Here is a 24,796-nt window from a genome sequence, read left to right as displayed (position 1 = left end):
TCAGCGTAGCCGGTCAGATCTTCGCGGCCAGTCGTGTGCCCTGTTCGATGGCACGCTTGGCGTCGAGTTCTCCAGCGACATCCGCGCCGCCGATAATGTGGGTCACCACGCCCGCGACGGTCAGTTCGTCCACTAGATCGCGAACCGACTCCTGCCCGGCGCAGATGACGATGGTGTCGACCTCGAGAAGTCGGGGCTTCTCGTGCTTCTCACCGAAGGTGATGTGCAGTCCGGCGTCGTCGATGCGCTCGTAGTTGACGCCCGAGAGCTCGTGGACGCCCTTGTTCTTGAGGGCCGCCCGGTGGACCCAGCCGGTGGTCTTCGCGAGGCCGGCGCCGATGCGTCCTGGCTTGCGTTGGAGGAGGTAGACCTCCCGCTCGGAGAGCTCTGGTACCGGAGTGGTGAGAGCGCCCGGGGCCATTTCGGGTTCGGTGACGCCCCATTCCTGCTTCCACTCCTTGAGATGAAGAGTGGGGGAAGTGGGGTGCGTGAGGAATTCGCTCACGTCGACGCCGATGCCGCCGGCACCGATGACGGCGACGGACTTGCCGACGGGCTTGCCCTCTCGGACGACCTCGGCGTAGGTCAGCACCTTCGGGTTCTCGATGCCGGGGATCTTGGGAACCCGCGGCGTCACGCCGGTGGCAACCACCACTTCGTCGAAGGATCCGATGAGATCTGCCGGTGCGACGCGGGTTTCGAGCTTGACTGTCACTCCGGCCACGTCCAGCATGCGGGTGTAGTAGCGAATGGTTTCGGCGAACTCTTCCTTACCCGGAATGAGCTGTGCGATCCCGAACTGTCCGCCGATCTTGTCCGAGGCCTCGAACAACGTGACCGAATGACCACGCTGAGCAAGATTGAGTGCTGCGGAAAGTCCGGCAGGACCGGCGCCGACGACGGCGAGATTCTTGGTCCGCCGAGTGGGGGAGAGGATCAGCGTGGTCTCACGGCCCGCGCGCGGATTGAGCAGGCAGGAGACCTGCTTGTGAACGAAGGCGTGGTCGAGGCAGGCTTGGTTGCAGGCAATGCACGTGTTGATCTCGTCGGACGCTCCGCGTTCTGCCTTGTTCACCCAGTCGGGATCGGCGAGCATCGGCCTGGCCATCGAAATCAACTGCGCGTCACCGCGGTTGAGGATCTCTTCGGCAGTCTCGGGCATGTTGATCCGATTCGAGGCGGCTACCGGAATGCCGACGTGCTTCTCGAGCTTGCTCGTGATGTCCACGAAGGCTGCTCGGGGAACCGAGGTGACGATGGTGGGCACCCGTGACTCGTGCCATCCGATGTCGGTGTTGATGATCGTGGCGCCGGCAGCTTCGACTTCCTTTGCCAATGAGACGATTTCATCCCAGGTCTGACCGCCCTCGACCAGGTCTGCCATCGACAACCGGAACACGATGATGAAGTTCGGGCCGACGGCCTTGCGTGTGCGTCGCACGATTTCGACTGCCATGCGTCGACGGTTCTCGGAACTGCCGCCCCACTGGTCGGTGCGCTTGTTCGTGCGCTCGCAGAGGAACTGGTTGATGAAGTAGCCCTCACCGCCCATGATTTCGACGCCGTCGTAACCCGCGGACTTGGCCAGACGCGCGCAGCGAACATAGTTCCGGATCTGCCAACGCACCCCACGGCCGGTCAGCTTGCGCGGACGGAACGGATTGATGGGCGCCTTGATCGACGACGCGGAGACACTGAACGGCTGGTAGCTGTAGCGGCCGGCGTGCAGGATCTGCATGGCGATCTTTCCACCCGCGTCGTGAACCGCCTTGGTGATCCGGCGGTGACGGCGCGCTTCGATGCGGTTGGTCAGCTTGGCACCGAAGGGCAAGAGCCAACCGGTGCGGTTGGGCGCGTAGCCGCCGGTGATGATCAAGCCGGCTCCGCCACGGGCACGTTCGGCGAAGTACTCGGCCAAGCGGTCGGTGTCCTTCGCGCGATCTTCGAGGCCGGTGTGGATCGATCCCATGACGACGCGGTTCTTCAGCGTCGTGAATCCGAGGTCGAGCGGTTCGAGCAGGCGGGGAAACTGTGTATCCGTCATGACTGAAGATGTCCTTCCGTGGCGTACTCGCCAGTGTCTTCGGTGGCGTACTCGCCAGTGGGCAATGCGTCCAGAACTTCCTGGCACCAGTCGGTGAATCCTTCCTCGACGCGGATGCCGCCGCGAAGTACGAGGTACTGGTGCAGTGAAGAGCCGGAAAGCGCTGCTGGATTGGGGAAGTCACGCTTTTCGATGAGTCGGTAGACGTCGAGGCGGGCGGCGTGGCCGTCGCGGTGGCGAGCGACTTCGCGTCGTAGAGCGGGGAGATCGGCGTGCGCAGCGGCCCTGATCTTGATGGCCAACTCGTTGCGCAGGTGGTTCGGTTCGGACGGCTCTGCGATCCATCGGGTCAGTTCGGCGCGGCCGGCATCGCTGACGCGGTACATCTTCTTGTCCGGTCGGCCGTCCTGCGCGATGGCTTCCACCTCCACCCAGCCTGCCTCGTCCATTCGCTTGAGGACTCGGTAGATCTGCTGGTGCGTCGCGCTGTGGAAGAAGCCGATCGACTTGTCGAACCGGCGTGTGAGGTCGTATCCCGACGCATCCTGTTCGGACAGGGAGACGAGCAACGCATGTTCGAGTGCCATGGAAAAAGTATCTATGCACTCAGGTGCGTATGCAACTAAGTGCGTACTAACTCGGGTGCATAGAGCGTCTTGTATGTCGACTTCGGAGAGAGGCGCCGAGTCGCCCGCGCGCAGTTAGGCTTCGCCGTATGAGCGCCGAGTCCACGAGCACGCAGGCAGAGCCACCCGCAGGCATCGGCGGTGCGGCCACGAAGAGTCAAGTGTTCGCATGGGGGCTGTGGGATTGGGGATCGGCCGCATTCAACGCAGTGATCCTCACGTTCGTCTTCTCGGTTTATCTCACCGACGCGGTCGGTGACGACCTTCCCGGCACGATTTCGGCAACTACGTGGCTCAGCTGGGCACTCGGAATCGCCGGCTTCTTCATCGCGATTCTCGCTCCGATCACCGGACAACGTTTCGATGCGTCGGGTAAACGTAAACTCTCGCTCGCGATACTGACCGGCATCACCGTGCTCTCGATGGCGGGCCTCTACTTCGTCGAAGACAACTACCGCTATCTGTGGCTCGGATTGGTTCTGCTCGCAATCGGTTCGGTGATCTTCGAACTGGCCGGCGTTCCCTACAACGCCATGATGCGGCAGGTGTCGACACCGGAGAATCTGGGTAGAGTCTCCGGCTTCGGCTGGGCCATGGGATATTTCGGCGGAATCGTGCTGCTGTTGCTGTGCTACTTCGGGTTCATCGTCGGCGACGGCGACACTCGGGGATTCCTCGGATTGACCACTGACGGCGGCATGAACATCCGGATGGTGGCACTGCTGGCTGCAGTGTGGTTCGCGGTCTTCGCGATTCCGGTGTTCTTCAAGGTTCCCGAGTTGCCCAGCCCCGCGGTCGATCCGGGAGCGTCCAAGGCCGGGTTCCTCGACTCCTATCGGGTGTTGTGGCGCGATCTGCGCGAACTCTGGAACGTCGACAGGCGCACGATCTGGTACCTGATCGCGAGCGCACTCTTTCGTGACGGTCTGGCGGGCGTGTTCACCTTCGGGGCCGTGCTGGCTGTCAACGTCTACGGAATCAGCGCTGCCGACGTCCTACTGTTCGGTGTCGCGGCCAACGTGATTTCCGCAATCGGTGCATTGGTGGCCGGACGCTTCGACGATCGGATCGGACCGAAACAGGTCATCACCGTCTCGCTGGCGTCGATGATCGTGGTCGGCGCGATCCTGATCGCGGTGTCAGGGCCGGTGATGTTCTGGATCTTCGGTCTCGCGCTCTGCCTCTTCGTCGGGCCCGCTCAGTCGTCGGCACGAACCTTCTTGGCGCGCATCACCCCGCCTGGGCGTGAAGGTCAGATGTTCGGCCTGTATGCGACAACAGGCCGAGCAGTGTCGTTTTTGGCGCCGACACTGTTCGGCCTGTTCGCATGGCTCTTCGGTGCAGACCGTGCCGGCATCATCGGACTGCTGGTGGTTCTCGGCGTCGGCCTTGCCGCATTGTCGATGGTGAAGGCGCCGGAAGGGGACAGTGCGCTGCCCGTCAATCCTTGAAGTAGACCAACTGGTGTGTCGTAGCGAGCAATGCGCCGTCACTGCCCCAAATTTCGGCCGACTGATCGAAGTACCCGTTGCCGAACCGTTGGGTCCGCGCGGTTCCCAGCACGGAATTGTCTGCCTGTTCGGTCAGCGTCTGAGCGTCGGCGTGGAAGTAGATGGTCATCGAGACCGTTCCAGCCGGAGCCATCTTGCCTCGGCGCAAGAAGACTCGTGGGAAGAAGACATCGCACAGTGCGGTCAGCGACGTGAAGTCGAGAGCGCGTGCCGGTTGATCGCGCACCCAGAGTGTCGTGGTCGAGTCGGGATGCTCGCCCGACTCCAGGTCGGGGATCGCACCCTCGACAAAGCGCATCTCGTAGTTCTGTGCCCAGGCGATGAACTCGGGGAACGGCAGCAGCGTAACGTCTTCGGCCGACGGAACTTCCGGCATCGTGATCTCGGTAGACGACCAGGTTTCACGCCTGGTACCGAACACTGCCGTCGCGGTAGTGGCGACGGTTCCGTCCTGAGACAGTTCGATGGACCAGTGCTGCGTCGAGCGGTTGGTGCGCACCGGCCGGGCGGAGATCTCGAAGGCGCCCTCGGTGATCGGACCGGCAAAGTTGACGGTCAACGACAGCGGATCGCCGAGGCGTTCGGGGTGCTTCAGTACAGATTCGAGCAACGTGGCAGCGGTGACGCCGCCGAACGGCCCGACCATGTTGTTGTACGCCGGATTGGTCTCGCCGGTCGACAAGCCGGCGGTGAGTGGCGTCAATCCGACAGCAGCGTCGAAAGGATGGGGTGGTGCAACGGTCTCGGTCATCGCAGAACTCCTGGTGATGGAATCAATTCGGCTCTATGTATGACAACATACATAGAGCCGAATTCGTCGCGGCGATCAGGATCCTGCACGTGCGAGGATCGCCTCGGCCAACTCTTCGGCTCGCTCTTCCGGAATCCAGTGACTTCCGCCGTCGAGCACGACGAACTCGTAGGGGGCGTCCACGAATTCACCACAGCGTTCTGCGCCTGCGCGGCCGAGCGCTGTGTCGCCGGTGCTCCAGACATACGTGGTCGGCACGGTGGTGCGATCGATGTCGCCGAAGTCGCGGGTCATCGCGCGGTACCAGTTCAAGGCGCCGGTCAGCGCGCCCTCCCCGCTCAGGACACGAATGTGCTCGTCGGCGAATTCAGGATCGATCTGGCCGTCGAACATAGCGCGCAGCCGGCGAAAGTTGTCCTCCGACAACACTTCCTCGGCTTTGCCCTCCTGTCGGAGAAGTCCGATGTACGACGAGCGTTGTTTTTGGTCCTCGTCCTCGCGGAGTGCCCAGCCGAAGGCGGTGGGGTGGGGGACCGAGATCGCGGTCAGACTGCGGATCCGGTTCGGATGGCGACCGGCGACCTGCCAGGCGACCGCCGAACCCCAGTCGTGGCCGACCAGATGCGCGTCGGACAGGCCGAGTGCGTCGAGCAATCCGACGACGTCGGCTACCAGGTGCTCGATCTTGTAGGCATCCACCCCTTCGGGGCGTGCGCCGGCGGAGTAACCGCGCTGATTCGGTGCGATAACGCGGTAGCCCGCTGCGGTGAGCAGTGGTGTGACCTTGCCCCAGGATGCGGCGCTCTCCGGGAAGCCGTGCAGCGCTACCAGCGGAATGCCGTCGTCCGGGCCCGAGATCAGTACGTCGAAGGTGAGGTCGCCAACGGGGATTTCGTATGTACTCGTGGAAGACATGACTCTCACCGTACGTCGAAAAGGTGAACCCGAGGTCAGTTTCGAGGTGGATTCCAGGTGGCCATTCCGAGCATGATGACTCGCAGTTGCTTCTCGGCTCGTGTGATGACGGCGGCTTCGTCGCGATACCCGGCCGTCCCGGCGTCCAGCAGTTCGACGACAGCGCTGAACATCGTCGAGACGATCAGGTCGGCAGCCATTTCCAGATCGTCCGACGACCAGCTTTCCAGTCCGGCAATTCTGGAGAGGTCGATGGTCAGTTCGCTGACGAACAACCGCATTTCAGTGGCTATCGCACGTCGTACCTCACTGACGCCGCTGTAGCGTTCGCGGCAGAGGAAGCGAAACTGTCGCTCGTGTGTATGCACTTGTCGCACAAGGATGCCCAGTGACGTAGCGGCGTCCTTGGTGCTGGGATTACGCCTTGCGTCGCGCAGCATCTGGCGCAACATGCGCATGCTCTCTTCGACGAGGACGACACCGACGTCCTCCAGTGAAGCGAAGTGGCGGTAGAACGCCGTCGGAACGATCCCGGCTTCCCTGGCTACCTCTCGCAGGCTGATTCCGGCGAAGCCGCGATCGGCCGAGAGGTCCATGGCAGTGTCCAGGAGCGCTTGGCGTGTGCGTTCCTTCTTGGCGGCACGACTTTCCGGTTCCCTGTTGTCGGGCTCCCTGCGCTCGGGGTTCACCGGTCCGGCCTTCGTCACGACGTCGAGTGTAGGTACAGGCATTCCGGCTCCTTTCGGCAACTCGTGTAACTCGGATCACATTCTTGTTGACATGTACTTGTGTGCACCTGTCACACTATCTTCGGTGAACATTTGTACACTGAATTCACGCAGTCGGGGGAAGCTAGCCCAGCAATCGATACACCCGGCAATCGAAGTACGAGGAGGGTCATGACAATCGCATCTGCTCCTGAGAACACGACACCGAAGTCCGCACCTCGGCGCGGACTGTCCTTGGTGGGACTGATCGAAGCCATGGCTGCTCCACATCAGATCGATCGGTACCTCGAGCTGGTCAACCCGATGGCGACGGTTCGTGACATCCGCGCGCAGGTTGTCGCCGTCGACCATCCGACGGCTGACTCCGTCACTCTCACGCTGCGCCCGACTCGCCAGTGGCGCGGTTTTCAGGCGGGCCAGTTCGTGCAGTTGGGCGTGGTGATCGACGGTGTTCGTCACACTCGCTGCTACTCGCCGGCCGGGGGTGCGTCTACGCGCAGTGGGCTGATCGAGCTCACCGTGAAAGCGCATCCGGGTGGCCTGGTGTCGCAGTATCTGTACGCCAACGCGGCACCCGGACTCGTTGTCAGCCTCTCGCAGGCAGACGGTGTGTTCTCCCTTCCCGTCGACCGCCCGCGTCGGGTGTTGTTGATCAGTGGCGGCAGTGGAATCACCCCGGTCATGTCGATGCTTCGGACGCTGGTGGAGGAGCAGCACTCGGGCGAGATCGTGTTCGTGCATTACGCGAACACCGATGCCGACGTGGCGTACACGCGCGCGCTGAAGACCATCGCCGAGCAGAACCCGAACGTGAAACTGGTACTCGTGTACACCGAAAGCGGTGGAGGTGACCTCGAAGGTTTCTTCGATCGCGGGCACCTCGACGCGGTGGCTCCTTGGATCGCCGATCCGGACACGATCGACGCCCAGGCTTATCTCTGCGGACCTCCCGGACTGATGCGGGGAGTGCGTGAGGTGTTCCGTGAGGTCGACGTCGAGCACTTGCTCAACACCGAGGAGTTCGCGCCGGCGGTGGCCGAGCCGGGGGAGGCCGGCGGCGAGGTGTCATTCACCAAAAGTGGGGTGGCGGCCGAGAACTCCGGCGAAACACTTCTCGAACAAGCAGAAGCTGCGGGCCTCAATCCCGAGTACGGATGCCGGATGGGAATCTGCTTCTCCTGCACCTCCGTCAAGAAGGCGGGCCGTACCCGAAACGTGCGCACCGGTGAGACAGACGACGAGCCGGACAAGAAGATCCAGCTGTGCGTCAGTGCTCCCGTCGGCGACGTCACCGTCGACATCTGAAGTCCCATTTTCCACACGACTGTCTGGAGACCGACATGTTTGGACTTTCACTTCCCACCCTCCCGTTCCTCGGCAACGGTTCCGATGCGAAGGACGACGCTCCCGTCGTCCTGACGTACGAGCAGGTCGAGGAGATCGGCCGCGAGTTGGACGCATTGCGCGATCGCACCGTCGCCTCGCTCGGAGCGGAGGATCGGGAGTACATCTACAAGATCATCAAGGCTCAGCGCGGGTTCGAGGTCGCAGGTCGCGGCTTGATGTACCTCGGCTTCCTGCCTCCGGTGTGGCTCGCGGCAGTCGGTGCATTGAGCGTGTCCAAGATCCTCGACAACATGGAGATCGGCCACAACGTCATGCACGGTCAGTACGACTGGATGCGTGAACCAGGGCTCAATTCCGAAGTCTTCGAATGGGATACGGTGTGCCCGGCCGACCAGTGGCGTCACTCGCACAACTACATGCATCACACGTACACCAATATTCTCGGCAAAGACCGTGACATCGGATACGGCATCCTGCGTATCGACGACGCGCAGAAGTGGAACCCCTATTACCTCGGTAATCCGGTCTGGGCCTTCGCCTTGATGGTGCTCTTCGAGTGGGGCGTGATGATGCACGATCTCGAGATCGAGAACGTCATCCAGGGCAAACGCAAGTGGCACGACGTCAAGCCGCTCCTGAAGGGCTGGTGGAACAAGGCGGGCAAGCAAGTCCTCAAGGACTACGTCATCTTCCCGGTTCTCACGGGGCCGCTGTTCGTGACCACTCTCGCGGGGAATGTCACCGCCAACCTGGTCCGGAACGTGTGGACGTACTCGATCATCTTCTGTGGCCATTTCCCCACCGGTGTCCAGAGTTTCACCGAGGACGAGACGGCCGACGAGACTCGCGGGCAGTGGTACGTGCGTCAGATGCTCGGCAGCGCCAACATCGAGGGAAGCCCGCTCTTCCACATCATGTCCGGCAACCTCTCGCACCAGATCGAGCACCACCTGTTCCCGGACCTGCCTGCGCATCGTTATCCGGAACTCGCTCCCCAGGTGAAAGAATTGTGCGGGAAGTACGGTTTGCCGTACAACACCGGTGGGTTCTTCAAGCAGATCGGTTCGGTATGGGGCAAGATCTTCAAGCTCGCTCTTCCGCCCGGTTTGGTCAAGTCGACGACCCCTCCCGGTGTTATCGTCGAGCGCCAGCGAACTGCAGCCTGAGAGGCACACACTGATGGTCGGGAAATTCGAACGCCGCAAGGACACGGTCCAGGAACTGACCGAAAGTGCAGCCAACCACGTGGGCTCGATCGCGATGATCATCGCCGGGGCCGTTCGAGACGTGACGCGCGAGATCGGCGACTGGGTGTCCGACGGAATCGAGATGCGTGAAGCAGCGAAAAAGGCTGCAGCTGACGATCGTTCGGAGTCCGTGACCATCGAGCACGACGACAGCGATCCACCTGAAGACTGGCGTTGATTCACCGCGGCGGACGGCCTGATCGCGTAACCGCGAGCCGTCTCGCCTGAACGACCGCGTTGCCCTCCGTCACAGATGACGGAGGGCAACGCGGGTTTCGTGGACTGCCTCGGCGGCCGAAGACGCGGATCGAACGCCGATCACAAGTGAGGTCCTAAGCAGCGCTGCCGAGGCTCGCCGAGTCGAAGCTGCCGAGCCCGGTGCTACCGAGACCGCTGCTACCGACTCCGCCCAGTGCGAGTGCATTGCTGCTGCCCGCGCTCAGTAGCTGGACGATGATGTTGATGACGATGGGGTCGCCGGTGAGCGGAATTGTAGGCACAGGGGGACCTGCTTTCTGTTTCGAGATGTGGTGAGAAGGTGAGCGGCGACGGGATCGTCGACGTGGTCAGGCGGGCTGTTTCAGCCACTTCCGGTGCTGCCGAGCGACACGATGGAGCCGTTGCCGAAGCCGAGTGCTCGGGAGAGTGAGCCGAAGTCGATGACCAGGCTGCCCAGGGTGTGCTGGTTTATCACGGTGGTTCCTGTCTGTGCCGCGACTGTGTGATGCGAGCGGGTAAGTCGATCAGGGAGCAGGCGTCGTGGGAGTTTCGCCGCCGCCGCCAATCGGAGAGTTGTCGGTGTAGAGGAAACTGCTGCCGGCGTTGAACATCTGTAGGACGGTGTTCAAAACGACGGCCAAAGCGCCTGTGGTTGGTGCGGCGATCATGTGCTTGCTCCTGGTTTCAGCGGTGGCGACGTGGTGGTCACCGTGGTCACCGCCATCACAGTGTCAGGCGGCTTGGAGCGGGCCCTGTGCGAGAGATTCTCTCGCACAGGGCCCGAGATTCGTCCTAGGAGACGCCGCCGCCATCCGTCGAGCCCGTGCCGGTGCTGCCCGCGTTGAAGAGCTGCAGGATGGTGTCGAAGAAGGCACCGAGGAGAGCGTTATCCTGGCCGTTGATCATGTGTTTCCCCTTAATTGTTACTGGTTTGCGCGGTGATTCGCACCACACTTTTATAGCCCGGTTCGGAGCGGAAAAGTGGGGTCCAGGCGCCACACGTGGACAGCTAATAGCGAGGATGTGAGTGTTCACATTTTCGCTGGACGATTGTCCACATCAGTGCTTGCGAAGGTCAGCGAGATCATGGCAGCGCGCAGTTTGAGCAGTTCAGAGGGCAGGGCCGGATCCAATCCGGTCAGGGTTGCGATGCGCTTGATTCGATTGTCGACGGTGTTGGTGTGCAGGCCGAGCGCCGACGCGGTGCGCTGACGATGCTGGCCGTTGGCGAGATGTATGGACAATGTCTGCAGCAGTTCCGGATTGCCGTCGAGTGGCTTGAGAAGATTGATCAAGCTGTCGCGGCCTGCGCCACCCCGAGTGAGTTGATACTCGAGCGCGAGGTCTTCCATTCGGTAGGACCGCGCCGGCAGTCTCAGGCGCCGCACGAGTTGCGCCAATTCGTGAGTGGTTGCTTGGGCGGCGGCGATATCTCGTACCGCGGCGTTCTCGGCGATTGCTGTGATCTCCACCCCGACCGTTGCGCGTGCGCGTTGGATGACCTCGCACACTGTTCCCCAGTCGGGTGTGCCCTCGATCAGGACCAGACCACGTTGCGGTGCAGGAGCTTCGAGCAGCGCCGACCCGAAGTGGGCCGCGATTTTCGATTGAGCGACGGAGAGGTCACGGTAGGCCTGTATGCGCTGGTGGTTGCCGTTGCGTGCTCCCGGGCGGATGGGCGGCAGGTTCACCAGGAGCCGCAGGACGAGATAGCGGGGTGCGAGTTCAACGCCCATCTGCAACGCAAGCTGGGTGGGATCGTCGCCGTCCAGCATGGCTTTCACGAGAGCGCCGGCGGAGTATTCCCCGAGTTGGGAACCGGCAGGAAGAGCCGAAAGATAGCTGATCGAGATGAACGAGTGAAGCCGCTGCGCAAGTGCGAACAAGAACTCGTTGAGATCCCCGAGATTGGCGGAGTCCTCGGCGTCGGCCCGGCTGAGGATGAGGGTGCGAAAAGTGCTGATGCCCTCGTTGGTCAAGTTGAGGATCGCGCTGAGTGGCACGCCTTTCAATGCTTGTTGGACGGTCATCGTGTGAATGCCGTCCAACTCTTGGTCGGTGGGAAGTTTGCGGTGATCCAATAGCTGGATCCCCACTTGGAGCCCCTGCACGATCACCGCAATCAGTTCCCGACGTACTGCCTCCGTTTGGAGGGAAGTCAACGTCGGGTTGGCACGGGACAGGTGATCTACGAGATCGCTTGCCAGTGGGATGACGTCGTTGACCGCTGTGGAGGCGGGCTTGCCTCCCAACATGAGCGGTCCCGGGTTGTTCAGCAGCGCTGGGGACATGGGTGGCCTCCTCTAGACAGGTGCGTCGCCTGGCACAGGCACCCGGAGGCTCGGCGCGTTACGAAGCGGGGTACACGCTGAGGCCTTGTTCGGGGGCATACTCGCCGCTGAAATTTGCGGATCGAATTGCGCCAGGCGTTGTGATTTCTACCACATGAACGATCGTCCAACTGTGAAATGGACAAATGTGAAGATAAGTCCATATGCCCCACGCGCTGCGGACCTAAACAATCGTCCACTTACGGTGTTTTTCGACGTCAGAGCGGAAAACGGTTTCGGAGGACACCACGAGTTCCGTCTGGGATCATTGCCGCGCCTACGGTGCTCGTCGCGGGCGATTTGCTCGGAGCAAGCTCGAGGGCCCTGGGTCCTCGCGGACCCAGGGCCCTCGAGGCCTAGGTATTGATTCGACCAGTCCGATGTACGGGAACCGGTTCAGGGTGAAATCACCCTTTTTGTACTGCTGTCTGTGGTGCGGAAATCTCTAGATGACGCCCAGTGAAATCATGGCGTCGGCCACCTTCACGAAGCCGGCAATGTTCGCGCCGTGCACGTAGTCGCCGGGCTTTCCGTACTCGGCAGCGGTGTTGATGGTGCGCTTGTGGATGCCGCGCATGATTCCGGCGAGACGCTCGTCGGTGTACTCGAAGCTCCAGGAATCACGCGAAGCATTCTGCTGCATTTCGAGAGCGGAGGTTGCAACGCCACCGGCGTTGGCCGCCTTGCCGGGTGCGAAGGCTACGTTCGCGTCACGGAAGAGCTGGATGCCACCGGGGGTGGTGGGCATGTTCGCGCCTTCGGCAACGGCCTGAACGCCGTTGGCGATCAAGGTCTTTGCGGCATCTTCGTCGAGCTCGTTCTGAGTCGCGCAGGGGAGTGCGACGTCGCACGGCACGTCCCAGATGGAACCGTCGGCGATGAACTCGGCATGCGGAACTGCGTCGGCGTACTCGCTGATGCGGCCGCGGCGAACTTCCTTGATCTCCTTGAGGAGGTCGAGATCGATGCCCTTCTTGTCCACGATGTATCCCGAGGAATCCGAGCAGGCGATCGCGACGCCGCCGAGCTGGTGGATCTTCTGGATTGCGTAGATGGCGACATTGCCGGATCCGGAGATCACGACGTTCTTGCCTTCGAGGCCTTCACCCTTTGCCTTGAGCATTTCGGCGACGAAGTACGCGACGCCGTAGCCGGTGGCCTCGGTGCGAACCTGTGATCCGCCCCAGGTGATGCCCTTGCCGGTGAGGACGCCCGACTCGTACGTGTTGGTCAGCCGCTTGTACTGACCGAACAGGTAGCCGATCTCGCGACCGCCGACGCCGATGTCGCCGGCCGGAACGTCGGTGTATTCACCGATGTGACGCTGCAGTTCGGTCATGAAGGACTGACAGAAGCGCATGACCTCTGCGTCGGAGCGGCCCTTGGGATCGAAGTCCGAGCCACCCTTGCCGCCGCCGATGGGCAGGCCGGTCAGTGAGTTCTTGAAGATCTGCTCGAAGCCGAGGAACTTCACGATGCCCAGGTTGACGCTGGGGTGGAAGCGCAGGCCGCCCTTGTAGGGGCCGAGTGCACTGTTGTACTGAACGCGGAAGCCACGGTTGACGTGAACGTTGCCCTGGTCGTCGGTCCACGGCACGCGGAAGATGATCTGGCGTTCCGGCTCGCAGAGCCGCTCGATGAGTCCGGCGTCGGCGTAGCGGGGGTGGCGTTCGAGCACTACGTGAAGAGACTCGAAGACCTCTGCGGCGGCCTGATGGAACTCGGGCTCTCCTGCATTGCGAACCAAAACCTGATCGTAAATCTGCGCTACGCGGTCACGTACGGACACCGCTCACCTACCTCGTTGTGAGAACTCTTTTACATTTCCGTTACATACTAGGCGCCTTTATTGCTGTATCGGACAACTGTCCTGTGAAGGTGAAATCGGACACAGCTGTCACTTGTGTCAGTTGAACGGGCGATTTATAACAATTTGCTCAGCTTTCACTCTCTTAACACAGTCCAAATGGTTTGCTTCTGCGGTCGGGGATCACTGTGCCTGTGGTCCGAACGAGTCGAAATGATCAGAGGGGCTGCACGTGCGTAATAAACACTCCATGTCGGCGATGTTGTCGATAGGCGTCGTCACGATTGCCGCGACGATTGCCGCAGCACCGTCTGCGTCGGCGATCGGTGGACCGTGCGGTTCGGGAGGAAGTGGTTCCGCCGGATCGATGACGGGTTCGCTCGGCTCGCTGACCGGATCGCTCGGCAGTGGTTCCGCCGGTACCGGCTCCCTCGCCAACGCGCTGCCTTGGATCACCGGCGCCCCCAACGGTGCTCTGCCGGTGCTGACCGGCCGGACCAAGGCGATCGAAATGGTCACTGGCCCAGGCAGTCCCAACAACACCATCGAGCGGTTCAACGTGTCGGGTACCGACCTCGGAATCATGTGGGACAACGGTCTTTCGGGGCCGGATCACGACGTGCTGATGGCATTCGGCGACACGGTGGGCGACTGCGACACCCCGGGTGACGACTGGCGCAGCAACGTATTGTTCCGCAGCAACGACACCGCCATTGCCGACGGGATGAAGATCGACAGTTCTCCTTTGGACGGCCCCAATCATTCCAAGGAGATCATTCCGGGATTCGGCATTCCGGGTGAGTTCACCACCATCCCGACCGCTGGAATCTCTTACGGTGGTGTGCAGTACATCAGATTCATGTCCGTTCGGTCGTGGGACGAACCCGGAGCCTGGACCACCAACTACTCGGCTCTGGCTTTCTCCACGGACAACGGTGAGAACTGGGAACTCGATCCGGCGACAGTTCGCGCCAATACCGAAGGACTTGGCATTCCGGGGATTCCGGCAGTATCGCCGATCAATTCCAACTTCCAGCAGAGCGCCTTCCTCGACGGTCGGGACGGCTACATTTACGAATACGGAACTCCCTCAGGTCGTTTCGGTAAGGCGATCCTGGCGCGAGTGGCCGGCGCCGACATCAGAAACCTCGGCGCCTACGAATACTGGGACGGCTCCGGTTGGAGTCCGCGAGATACCGATGCCGTTCAGGTCATCAAGGCACCGGTCAGTGAACTCGCAGTGCAGTGGAACGACTACCTGAACAAGTACGTTGCCATGTACACCAGTGCCGAGGGCAACCTGGTGATCCGTCAGGCCGACCAACCGCAAGGCCCGTGGAGTGGTACGCAGACCCTGTTGAGTGGAATCACGTTGCCCGCGTTGTACGGCGGATTCATGCACCCGTGGGCGAGCGGACAGTTCCTCGAATTCGTCGCCACCACGTGGGACCGTTACAACGTCATCTACATGCGGACCGATTTGAACGGACTCCAGATGGCGTCGTCGGATTCGCGCGATCGTCCTGACCCCGCGACCACCGGTGAGGCTCGCGTCCTCGAAGTCACGATGCCGGAAGACCGCTAGCCGAGCAAGATTCGACAACTATGGCCTGCAACTCGATCGAGTTGCAGGCCATAGTTCTGTGGGTAGTGATATTCGGGTGATGCTCAGAGAATGAAGAGCATTTCCTGATACGTCGGGAGTGGCCAGTGATCGTCGGCGACGATGGTTTCGAGGAAGTCGGCCGCTGCACGTACCTCTGCCATGGCGGGCAGGAGTGCGTCCTGTGCGTGCTTGGCCTGATCGAATGGCGACTCGCCGGCGTCGGTGTCGATTGCTGCGCGCAGGGCCGCGAGCGCTGTGCGCAGAGCCGCAACGGGCGCCGACACTTCTTCGAGCGGTGCTGAATCCGGTTCGAGGCCGGCGGACTTCAGTGCGACGAAGTTCTGCGCAACTTCCGTCTGGTGGCGCACTGCGGCCGGAAGGATCAGCGTCGTACCGATTTCGGCGGCCAGGCGTGCCTCGACGCCGATGCTCAGTGCGTACTGTTCGAGTCCGACCTCGTAGCGACTGTGCATCTCCCGGTGGTTGAAGACCTTGTACTTCTCGAAGAGTTCCATCGAGGACTCGGTGATCAGTTCAGGAAGGGCGTCCAGCGTCGTGCGAAGGTTCGGCAGGCCGCGAGACTCGGCCTCGATCTGCCAGTTCTCCGAGTACCCGTCGCCGTTGAAGACAACCGCACCGTGGTTGGTGATGATCTCGGTGAGCAGATTCTGGACGGCGGTGTCGAAATCGGCGCCGTCGGCGACCGCGGCCTCCAGTTCGGTGGCCATGTAGTCCAAGGCCTCGGCCATGATCGTGTTGATGGTGACCATCGGGCCGTTGACTGTTTGCAGCGATCCTGGCGCGCGGAACTCGAAACGGTTGCCGGTGAAGGCAAATGGGCTCGTGCGGTTGCGGTCGCCCGGGTCGGTCGGTAGGACGGGAAGGGTGTCGGCTCCGATCATCATGGTGCCCTTGTCCTTCGACGATGTCGCTGCGCCCTTGGCGATCTGCTCGAAGACGTCGGCCAGCTGATCGCCGAGGAAGATCGAGATGATGGCCGGGGGAGCCTCGTTGGCACCGAGACGGTGATCGTTGGTTGCCGATGCGACCGACGCGCGCAGGAGGCCGGCGTATTTGTGGACGGCCCGGATGACTGCGGCGCAGAATACGAGGAACTGGGCGTTGTCATGCGGATTGTCGCCGGGGACAAGCAAACTGCCGAGTTCGGAGTTGCCCAGCGAGAAGTTGACGTGCTTGCCGGAGCCGTTGACACCGTCGAACGGCTTCTCGTGGAACAGACATTCCATGCCGTGTTTCTTGGCGATTGTCTTGAAAGTGGTCATCAGCAACTGCTGGTGGTCCGCGGCGATGTTGCCTCGCTCGAACATCGGGGCGATTTCGAACTGGCCGGGCGCAACCTCGTTGTGCCGCGTCTTGGCGGGGATACCGAGTTTGAAAAGTTCCCGCTCGGTGTCCATCATGAATCCGAGCACACGTTCCGGGATCGCCCCGAAGTAGTGGTCGTCGAACTCCTGGCCCTTGGGCGGCTTTGCGCCGAAGAGTGTTCGGCCGGCGTTGAGGAGGTCGGGGCGGGCGAGGAAGAAGTGTCGATCGATCAGGAAGTACTCCTGCTCGGGTCCGCAGAACGACACGATGTGCTCGGGATCGGTATGGCCGAACAACTTAAGGATTCGTTCGGCGTGGAAACCCATTGCCTGTTGTGAACGCAGCAGGGGAGTCTTGTGGTCGAGCGCTTCGCCGGTCATCGAAACGAACACGGTCGGGATACACAGTGTGTTGCCGTTGGGGTTTTCGAGAACGTAGGCCGGGCTCGTGACATCCCAGCCGGTGTATCCGCGAGCCTCGAACGTGTTGCGCAGCCCGCCGTTCGGGAAACTCGAAGCGTCGGGTTCACCTTGGATCAAGGTTTTGCCGGCGAACTCCGCCAGTGCACTGCCGTCGCCGACCGGCTCGAGGAAGCTGTCGTGCTTCTCGGCGGTCAACCCGGTCAGTGGATAGAAGACGTGAGCGTAGTGGGTTGCGCCTTTCTCCAACGCCCAGTCCTTCATCGCGGATGCGACCGCGTCGGCGACCATGGGATCGAGCGGTTTGCCTTGCTCGATCGTCGCCATCACCGATTTGTAGACAAGCTTGGGCAGTCGCTTCTGCATGACCACCTTGTTGAAGACGTTGGCTCCGAACACCTCTCCGGGTGTCTCGTCGGTCGTGAAGCTGACCACCGGAGGTGTATAGGCCTCGACGTCCTTGATCGCTTGCAAGCGAACTGCATTTCCACTCATGTGCTTACCCCTCGCCCGGGCCCAGGGCTGCGCTGCTGATTGCGAGCCCGACTTCGGCAAACCCTACGAACCTCCGGTATCGGGGGTGTTTCGTAGATATTGCGCCTGTCCGCAAACTTCGAGTCACAACGGAAATGTCGATCTGTCGGAGGTCTACGGCAGAATTCGAGCGGAGGGGTCAACGCGGGTCAGACGAATCGGAGAGTCTTTGTGATCAGGGTTTTGGTGCCAACCACGGTGGAGCAGGGCGATCTCGCGGAAGTGCTTCGGTTGTACGACGAACTTGTCACCGAGACCCGAAAAGAGGTCGGCTGCATCAACTACGAGTTACTGCAGCGCACCGACAATCCCTGCGAGCTCGTGTTGGCGGAAGAATGGGAATCGCAGGAGCACCTCGACGCTCATACCCATACCGAGCACTTCGTCAGGTTGGTTGAGGCGCTGGCCAAGCTCGAGACGGCAGCGCCGGCGCAGATCTTCATGAAGGTTCTGTAGCGGCGGAGTCAGGTTTCAGTGCTCGCTCAGGCGTCGAACAACCATTCCGGAGAGCCCCGAGCGTCAACTAGGCGACCCGTTCCGACACACGCGGAAACTGGTTTGCATCGACACGCCAGAATCATCGTAGATCCGTCGAGTCCGATGTAGGACAGCACCTTCGGGCTCCAGCCGGGCTTTGTGCAGGTGTCGGCCGACCTGCACGGGCGCTCTATACGGTGACGTCGGAGTAGGGCATATGCTCTGACACCCAAGGAAATACGAATTCCATGAGTAGCAGCACCACCGCGACCACGAGAACGATCGCCAGCAGGGCCTTCACTGGTCGGGGGCCGGGGAGCGCTCCCCAGAGGTATCCGTACATTCATTGCTCCTGGAATGCCGCGGGAATGGTGCCCGAAGTCTTCGAGATTGTTTCGACGAGAACCGCGTGGACGATCAAGCGTTCGCTGTTCGAGTAGAGCGGATGGCACGTGGTCAGTGTCAACATACTTTCCAGCGTGGCGTCGGGCTCGGCCCAAGGGCTTCCGGGCAGCGGGTTGACGACCGCAACATCCCCGGGCACGGTGATGCGCCGCCCGAGGAGATGGACGTAGTCGCCTTCGGAAACACGATCGGCTTGCTCGGGATTCAAGCAGGCTTTCGCCGCAGCGCGACGTTCGGGCGAGGCCTGGTCGAGTGGGAGCAACCGGTACGTCATCCATTGGAACTCGGTCTCCACGACGACGGCATCGCATGCATCGAGTCGATCCAGGTGTTGGAAGACTGCGCCGGAACCATTGCGGTGCCCGGCGAGCGCGAAGTTTCCGGCTTCGCCGGGCATCTGCGAGTCCGGGTAGTGGCCGGGGCCGGCCCGCAGGTCCTCGTTGCGTGTGCCCTCGACGATTGCGTACGCGGCGCCGAGTGTGGGGAAATGCACGCGCGCGAATCCCTCGCCGAGCACAGGGATCAGCGGGGACACCGGCTGACCATCGATCGCTCCTGAGGCTTCGGGGACTTCGGCCCAGGATTCCTCCAGACTGTTGTTGAGCTCGTCCTGCAGCCGCCCTGAGACGATATTGGTCCAGAACGCCTCATAGATGACGAACAGCAGGATGACGACCCCGGCCGTGAGGAGCAGTTCGCCGATTACCTGGCCTGCGCCCGGCCGACGACGCCCTGGAACTTCGGTATCGCTCACGGACCGGGGTCTCCTCTTCACAGATCTACCGAGCTAGCTGATGGGTCGAATTGGTGCCGTATCGAACTAGCTGCCCGCGTTGATCGTGGCGCTTCCGGTACCGCCGAGGAGATCGTAAAGGAGGACGGACAGGCGACCGAGGCCGTCGATCGCGGCAGAACCAGTGGTCTCGATGCCTTCGATGACGGTCGGGAACGGGAGGAATGACATGGTGTTTCTCCTTCGAGGGGTGGGCCACGGGGGCGGCCGCGAGATAAATACGTCGTGACGGTGAAACAGGGCGGGTGCGACCAGGCGTATGTCGCACCCGCCCTGTTTCGGTATTCCTGGTTGGGAGTTACTCCTGGCCGGGTGCACGCTTGCGGTTACGCAGGGTGAGCCATGCTCCACCGCCGATCAGTGCCAGCGCCAGACCGGCGAGCCAGATGACGTTCGCGCCGGTTACCGGCAGGGACGATGACTGGTCCGGTTTGGCCTGAGCAGGATTTCCCGGAGCAGGTGTGCCCGGAGCACCGTTGTGTCCACCACCGTTGTTGCCGGGAGCGTTGTTGCCGGGAGTCGACACGTCAGTGCCTGGTCCTCCGGGTACTTCAGAGCCCGGCCATGTCGGGATTTCCCACGGCGGCAGCGGGATCGGGATCGGGATGATGATCAGCCCATTGCTGCTGGTGTTGTTCTCGAGTCCCAGGACCACCGACTTGTTTGCTTCGCCGGTGAGCTCGACGGAAGTTGCGGTCGGTTCGCCGTCGATCTTCGAGACATCCGCCTTGCCTTCCTTGACGCCCCAGATCACTTCACCCCACTTGACGTTGGTGACGTCGGTGTGAGCACCGGTTTCTGTGAAAGTGATGTCGGTGTTCAGCGGGAACTGGACCCGGCCGTCGATGACGGCTGCGTCGCACTGGGCGGTCGGAGTGACCGAAGCGCCCGGCTTGACATCGAGAACACAAGACCGCGCCTCATTGTCGATGTCCGTCCACGTAGCCGTGACCTGGAAGATCGTGGATCCGTCCTTGGCCACCTGGCTGCCCTTGGGGCCGGTCACGATCTTGTCGATATCCACCTCGGTGGTCGGGATCGGGCGGTTGTGGATCTCCACCACAGCCTTCTCACCGGCCACCGCCTTGACGGTGTCGCGGTAATCGGCGTCACCGGCATCCGCGGAGACGTAGTAGTACGGCCGCGCCCAGTCGATACCGGCCAGTGGCTTGGGGTCGACCTCGGAGAAGGTGATCACGGTGTTCCGCGGCACAACCTCGTCGGACGTCCAGCTCCAGTCGTTTGCGGCATCGAGGGTGATGGTCTGGCCCACTGCCGGGAAATCAGTTCCAGCGGGGAGTGCCGGATCGATCCCGTCGATACGGACCTCGAACGTCGCGCTGTCAGGCAGGTCGGCCTCGGGTGCGCGGACGGGCTTGCCGTCAGCGTCGAGGATGAACTTCGTGAATTCGACCGATCCGAATTTCCACAGCGCCTCGTTCGACAGCGTGATCAGCCGACCGTCGGTCGGGTCGTCGGAGACTATGCCCGTCGCGGTGCCGTCGAGGTTCGAGTGCAGCCACGATTCGCCTTCCGGGCTGGTGCCCCAGGAGATCGTGCCCCACTCGACTCCGTCGACATCGGGACGGCCGGTCTCGGTGAAGGTCACCTCGGTGCCGACAGGGAGGTCGACGCCGAGCGGTGTGGTCTGTCCCTGCTTGACGCTCAGCACCTGGGTGCGGTACTCCACACCGTCGCGCCAACGCGCCTCGACCGTAAACTCCACGTCGTCGCCGACGGCCTCGGCGGCCTCACCGCCGACCTGCTTTGCAATGCGCAGAGTGCCGTCGTTGACGTCGACGAAGTTCGACACCTCGATCTTGCGCAGATCCTTGCCGATGGTCACCACGGCCTCGTTGTCCGGACTGATCCTGACATTCCCGGAGTATGCGGGCACGCCATAGGCGAGACCGTCACCGTTTGCCGGAACCAGCTCTGTCAGTGTGACTTCGGTGCCGCCCGGCAGGTTCTCGCCGAACGGAACCGGGGTGCCGTCGGACGGAAGAGACAGCGTCTTGCTCTGCGGGTTGTCGTCCGTATCGAGCCAGGTGGCAATCACGTCGAAGCTGGCCGGTACGGCCTTGTCGGAAGCCTTCGGGCCCGTGAGCTTTTTGCTCACTTCGAAGGTGCCTTGCGTGATCGTGGCCTCGTTGGTGACGGAGACCGTGTTCGCCGACGCGTCGGTGCCGATGGTGAGCGTCTTCGGGCTGATCACCGGCAGCGACCACGTCACGAGGTCGGTGTTCGTCGGTTGAACCTCGGTGAAGGTGACTTTCGCTCCGATGGGCAATTTGCCCAGGTCGTAGTGCTGACCGTCCTTCAGGGTGAATTGACGCAGCTCGTTGCCGGCGGCGTCGTCACCGAAGGCGATCTCTGCGTTGACGACGAAAGCCTCGAGCCCCGTGCGCGCTCCGTCACCGATGACGGATTTGGTGATCCTCGCCGATCCCAGGCTCGCTTTGTTGAGCAGTGTGACACCGACATTGCTCTTCGGCGTGATGGTCACCAGCGCCTCGGTGCGGTCCCCGTTGAGCGTCACACCCTCCGACGGGCGGAACGTCCCTCTCTCGAAGTACACACCGTCAACGGTCGGGAGGTTGATCTCGGACAGGCGGATCTGCCAGCCGGTTCCGCGGGGGTTGATCCCACTGACGGGTGTCCCGTCAGCCTTCACCTTGATCTCGTAGGAGCTCACCGGGGCGTCGGTCGCTGGATCTTGCCCGGGGGCGAACTCCTCGACTTTCACAGTGAACTCGGTGTCTTCCGGGAATTTCTCGGAGAAGGGAGCGATCTCCTTCAGAAGCGAGAACGAGCCCCGCGACACACCTTGGCCGGTGCCGCCGCCGCCCCATTCCTGCTTGACGCTCTTCGACAGCGTCTGCTTGCCGGCATAGGTGAGGGTGTTGGAGTATTCCGTGTCGCGCTGGTCCAGTCCGCCGCTGCTGGTGCACAGGGTGTAGCTGACGAGGTACTTCGTCTGACGGCTGTAACCGTCCGCGTCCCGAGGGAGGGTGAGATCGAAACCGCCGTCGGCGCGCGCCACCGAGGTGGCGTCGGTTATATCGCGTTTCTTGTTGCCGTCGAAGAAGTCTTGCGCGACGACCTTGAGATTGAGGTTGCTCTTGAGATCGCCGCCGATTTCACACACCGTCATGTTCGGTGAGAACCTGTCGTTGATGACCGCCGGTTCCGTAAGGCCCTCGAGATCGTGTCCGGAGATTTCCACGGTCCAATTGAGGGTGGTGCCTGCCGGCTGCTCCACACCGCCGATCGTCTGCGACGTGGTGTTGATCGCGCCGTTCTTGCCGCTCGTGAACCCAGGTCCCTCAGTCTTTCCCGTGATCGACGTCTTGTTGACGACCGCCGAGTTGGTGAGATGGTCCTCGGAGTCCGGCACCTCGGTGGTGGTCAGGCAGGTCCGGTACGTGAAGTAGTAATACTGTTCTTCGTTGAATGTGTCCGGGTTATCCACAGTGATCGCCGCGGTGAAGGTACTCGCGCCGGCTACTGCGCCGATGGGAGCAATGGTGAATCCTGCGGCAGGAGTGCGGTAGTTGGGTTCGTTCTCCCGCCCTGGGAGGTAGTCAGACTTCTCGATGACTACCTGCACGCCCGAGGCACAGACCGCATGGGGGCCGCCGAAGGTGTCGGTGATGTCGATCTTGTGGTTGTTGGCGGCAATGTCGGTGCCCGGAACCACAATCGTCCAGACGGCTTCCATATTGCGCTTACCGCCGTCGAGGTAGCCGCCCTTCCAGGGCTCGGTCTGCGGCGCGTAGTCCTGTCCCACGCCGTCCGAAGCCACCGTGTTGTCACCGATCGTCACGGAGTTGGTGTACTGAGTCCCCTTGAGATCCACCACGCCGCTGGTCGTGCATGAGGTGTACTCGATGCGGTAGAGCTTGCTGCCCTCGAAGGGCCCGCCGTTGTTGATGTTGATGGTGACCTGATCACCCGCGTCGGGTTGGGTGACGGTGACGCCGCCAGGGGTCTCTTTGAGATCGCCCGGGCGACCGGACCACAGCTTCGCGTTGAGCAGGCTGCCCGCACACACCTTCATGTTGTCGGAGAGCTCGTCGCTCAGGGTCACCGAACCGGTGTTGCCTGTGTCCAACTTGGCCAGATCGGCGCCGGGGATGCCGATGGTCCACCGCACTGACTGCTTGTTGTCCTGGAGTTTGCCGGACTTCGTCGACTCGCCGATTACGCGGCCGTCGGTGATGCCGCCCGTGCCGGGCAGGTCGACCTGCGTGACCTTGTTGTTGATCGTGAAATCCACAGTCTCTGACGTGGTGTACTCGACTGCCTTCGTGTAGACGAAGAAATCGCCCTTCACCTCGTCCGGCCGATCCGCCGCAGCGTCGGAGAGCACGCAGGTCATGAGATTGGTGGAAGCAGCCAGATCGCATGTGCCCCAAACCGTCCCATCGTCGCCCTCCAGCGCGATCGTCGGGTTGGACTGAAGCTTCAGCTCGCCAGGGAATTCAATGGTGAACTGGTCGCCCGGCTGCGGACTCGCGCTTGACGCGTCCCAAGTGCCCTTCACCGTGACGGAGTCCCCGACCGTTATCTGCTGGTCGTTCTTTCCTTCGACCTGGACGTCGGTGATTTTCACATCGATGCCGGGATTGACTCCGCGTGCGGCCAGTCGCTGCGCCGCCACAGGAGTCGTCGACGAGGACGCCGTCGTGATCGGCGGTTTCGCAGAAGTGGGTGACTCCGACGTGGAAGTAGGCGATGCCGTCGTCTTCAGTGGCGCCTCCGTCGTAGTCGCGGGCGGCTTCGGTGTGGTCGGAACTATTGTGGTCGGAACTATGGTGGTCGAGGTCCCGACGTCATCGGCCGAGGCAACCTGGACGAAAGAGAACGACGATACGACCAGCGCCAGGACCGCAACGATCATCCCCAAAACTGCCCACCGAGACACCACCCCCTCCCCGGCACGGCGTGGGAAGACACGGTTACGCATGACGAACACCTTTCGTTCAGAACACATGATTTAGGCCCCGTTTCCGGGGCCGTCGAATAGCGAAACGGGACCTTTGAGCAGCTCTGGAGCCTGGATGCGAGCGTTGGTGATTCTCAGGCGACCTATTGCGGAGCCGAATAGTTGGTAATCGGACCTGGCTGGCGCCAGCGCAGACCGACGGCCGGCTCTGGGTAGGCCAGGAAATTCCAAGAAAACTCGACCGCCGGTATTACCTAACGCGACGACCTACGAGGTACTAAAGGCTGCGGCTGAGGATCTTTCCTGCGCGATTCATTGCAGTTCGGGCATGAGCACCATCCCGGATAGCAATAGCAACAGTGCGATGGCTCCGAGGGGGAGTCTTCGTGCTGCGTGCTTCGCTGCCGTGACGGTTTTCATGAAATTCCTTTCTCTGGCACAACGTAAAGAAATGTGCACGGGGCCGCTCGCGAGAAGATGCAAATTCCGCGCAAACAACGCAGAAGTCGCAAACCGGGCGATGCGCAATCAGGAATCTAACACGAGCAAATCGCATAGCTGGACACACCATGGACGTGCGTCCATGCAAGAAAAACTGCGCTTACCTGGGTATATCAATCTTCCGTTGATTTCTTTCAAGTTAACTGGCTGGTTCATCACAATTCGATCTCGACCATCGTTTGCATGCCTGCCTTGGCCCTTGTCGACAATCGGTGAGCGGCCGAGCCGAGTCGGCGCTGCTGTACCGAATGAGCCTTTATGC

20 protein-coding genes are annotated in these 24,796 nt (G+C 61.8%); 6 read left to right on the top strand and 14 right to left on the bottom strand.

The genetic code is table 11. From position 1 onward, the window contains the following. Positions 1 to 13 precede the first annotated feature (13 nt). A complete protein-coding gene (locus AC1Q61_RS08860) occupies positions 14 to 2,044 on the bottom strand; it encodes an NADPH-dependent 2,4-dienoyl-CoA reductase (RefSeq protein WP_118604300.1) in 2,031 nt (676 codons plus the stop codon). Then, on the bottom strand, positions 2,041 to 2,631 hold the full coding sequence (locus AC1Q61_RS08855; RefSeq protein ID WP_054826999.1) for a PadR family transcriptional regulator: 591 nt from the start codon (positions 2,629 to 2,631) through the stop codon (positions 2,041 to 2,043). Before AC1Q61_RS08855 ends, AC1Q61_RS08860 begins: the two co-directional genes overlap by 4 nt. A 128-nt stretch (positions 2,632 to 2,759) precedes the next feature. On the opposite strand from AC1Q61_RS08855, the gene AC1Q61_RS08850 reads away from it, so the two are divergent. Beyond that, positions 2,760 to 4,121: an MFS transporter gene (locus AC1Q61_RS08850; RefSeq protein ID WP_007733331.1), complete on the top strand. Its 1,362-nt coding sequence runs from the start codon at positions 2,760 to 2,762 to the stop codon at positions 4,119 to 4,121. On the opposite strand, the gene AC1Q61_RS08845 is transcribed toward AC1Q61_RS08850, so the two are convergent. The 3 genes from AC1Q61_RS08845 to AC1Q61_RS08835 all read right to left on the bottom strand — a co-directional run bounded on the left by AC1Q61_RS08845 (position 4,111) and on the right by AC1Q61_RS08835 (position 6,578). Next, entirely contained in the window at positions 4,111 to 4,932 is an 822-nt protein-coding gene (locus AC1Q61_RS08845) for an acyl-CoA thioesterase (RefSeq protein ID WP_007733332.1), read from the bottom strand. The genes AC1Q61_RS08850 and AC1Q61_RS08845 overlap by 11 nt on opposite strands. Positions 4,933 to 5,007: 75 nt before the next feature. After that, positions 5,008 to 5,847 (bottom strand): alpha/beta fold hydrolase, encoded by an 840-nt coding sequence (locus tag AC1Q61_RS08840; protein WP_003945355.1) that lies wholly within the window; start codon positions 5,845 to 5,847, stop codon positions 5,008 to 5,010. 35 nt (positions 5,848 to 5,882) lie between these two features. Beyond that, positions 5,883 to 6,578, bottom strand: a complete 696-nt coding sequence (locus tag AC1Q61_RS08835) for a TetR family transcriptional regulator (RefSeq protein ID WP_003945327.1) — start codon at positions 6,576 to 6,578, stop codon at positions 5,883 to 5,885. Positions 6,579 to 6,746: 168 nt separating this feature from the next. On the opposite strand from AC1Q61_RS08835, the gene AC1Q61_RS08830 reads away from it, so the two are divergent. From AC1Q61_RS08830 to AC1Q61_RS08820, 3 genes are read left to right on the top strand one after another with little or no spacing between them, the layout of a single operon-like run. Next, on the top strand, positions 6,747 to 7,880 hold the full coding sequence (locus tag AC1Q61_RS08830; RefSeq protein WP_075833685.1) for a ferredoxin reductase: 1,134 nt from the start codon (positions 6,747 to 6,749) through the stop codon (positions 7,878 to 7,880). A 35-nt stretch (positions 7,881 to 7,915) separates the two neighbouring features. After that, entirely contained in the window at positions 7,916 to 9,088 is a 1,173-nt protein-coding gene (locus tag AC1Q61_RS08825) for a fatty acid desaturase family protein (RefSeq protein WP_003945297.1), read from the top strand. Positions 9,089 to 9,101: 13 nt separating this feature from the next. Beyond that, positions 9,102 to 9,347, top strand: a complete 246-nt coding sequence (locus tag AC1Q61_RS08820) for a hypothetical protein (protein WP_003945295.1) — start codon at positions 9,102 to 9,104, stop codon at positions 9,345 to 9,347. A gap of 154 nt (positions 9,348 to 9,501) precedes the next feature. On the opposite strand, the gene AC1Q61_RS08815 is transcribed toward AC1Q61_RS08820, so the two are convergent. The 4 genes from AC1Q61_RS08815 to gdhA form a co-directional block, all read right to left on the bottom strand. Then, positions 9,502 to 9,669: a hypothetical protein gene (locus AC1Q61_RS08815; RefSeq protein WP_003945367.1), complete on the bottom strand. Its 168-nt coding sequence runs from the start codon at positions 9,667 to 9,669 to the stop codon at positions 9,502 to 9,504. A gap of 243 nt (positions 9,670 to 9,912) precedes the next feature. After that, entirely contained in the window at positions 9,913 to 10,056 is a 144-nt protein-coding gene (locus AC1Q61_RS08810; protein WP_003945326.1) for a hypothetical protein, read from the bottom strand. 363 nt (positions 10,057 to 10,419) lie between these two features. Further along, a complete protein-coding gene (locus AC1Q61_RS08805; protein ID WP_003945374.1) occupies positions 10,420 to 11,679 on the bottom strand; it encodes a PucR family transcriptional regulator in 1,260 nt (419 codons plus the stop codon). Between the two features lie 484 nt (positions 11,680 to 12,163). Then, positions 12,164 to 13,507: an NADP-specific glutamate dehydrogenase gene (gene gdhA / locus AC1Q61_RS08800; RefSeq protein WP_003945368.1), complete on the bottom strand. Its 1,344-nt coding sequence runs from the start codon at positions 13,505 to 13,507 to the stop codon at positions 12,164 to 12,166. Positions 13,508 to 13,775: 268 nt separating this feature from the next. On the opposite strand from gdhA, the gene AC1Q61_RS08795 reads away from it, so the two are divergent. Beyond that, positions 13,776 to 15,110 (top strand): glycoside hydrolase family 183 protein, encoded by a 1,335-nt coding sequence (locus AC1Q61_RS08795; protein WP_007733338.1) that lies wholly within the window; start codon positions 13,776 to 13,778, stop codon positions 15,108 to 15,110. Between the two features lie 83 nt (positions 15,111 to 15,193). Here AC1Q61_RS08795 and AC1Q61_RS08790 read toward each other — a convergent pair whose 3' ends face one another. Next, positions 15,194 to 17,371 (bottom strand): glutamine synthetase III family protein, encoded by a 2,178-nt coding sequence (locus AC1Q61_RS08790; RefSeq protein ID WP_003945365.1) that lies wholly within the window; start codon positions 17,369 to 17,371, stop codon positions 15,194 to 15,196. A gap of 225 nt (positions 17,372 to 17,596) precedes the next feature. On the opposite strand from AC1Q61_RS08790, the gene AC1Q61_RS08785 reads away from it, so the two are divergent. Continuing rightward, positions 17,597 to 17,866 carry a putative quinol monooxygenase gene (locus tag AC1Q61_RS08785; RefSeq protein WP_308251902.1) on the top strand — a complete coding sequence of 90 codons (270 nt, stop codon included), beginning with the start codon at positions 17,597 to 17,599 and terminating at the stop codon, positions 17,864 to 17,866. 211 nt (positions 17,867 to 18,077) lie between these two features. Here AC1Q61_RS08785 and AC1Q61_RS08780 read toward each other — a convergent pair whose 3' ends face one another. The 4 genes from AC1Q61_RS08780 to AC1Q61_RS08765 form a co-directional block, all read right to left on the bottom strand. Then, on the bottom strand, positions 18,078 to 18,230 hold the full coding sequence (locus AC1Q61_RS08780) for a hypothetical protein (protein WP_003945315.1): 153 nt from the start codon (positions 18,228 to 18,230) through the stop codon (positions 18,078 to 18,080). Then, positions 18,231 to 19,046, bottom strand: a complete 816-nt coding sequence (locus AC1Q61_RS08775; RefSeq protein ID WP_042923869.1) for a class E sortase — start codon at positions 19,044 to 19,046, stop codon at positions 18,231 to 18,233. A 66-nt stretch (positions 19,047 to 19,112) separates the two neighbouring features. After that, entirely contained in the window at positions 19,113 to 19,256 is a 144-nt protein-coding gene (locus AC1Q61_RS08770; RefSeq protein ID WP_167398201.1) for a hypothetical protein, read from the bottom strand. A gap of 127 nt (positions 19,257 to 19,383) precedes the next feature. Then, entirely contained in the window at positions 19,384 to 23,988 is a 4,605-nt protein-coding gene (locus tag AC1Q61_RS08765; protein ID WP_492650888.1) for a DUF5979 domain-containing protein, read from the bottom strand. Positions 23,989 to 24,796: the final 808 nt, after the last annotated feature.

The organism is Rhodococcus sp. MPR-R1B (assembly GCF_058793255.1).
This window is presented reverse-complemented; position numbering and strand designations above follow the sequence as displayed.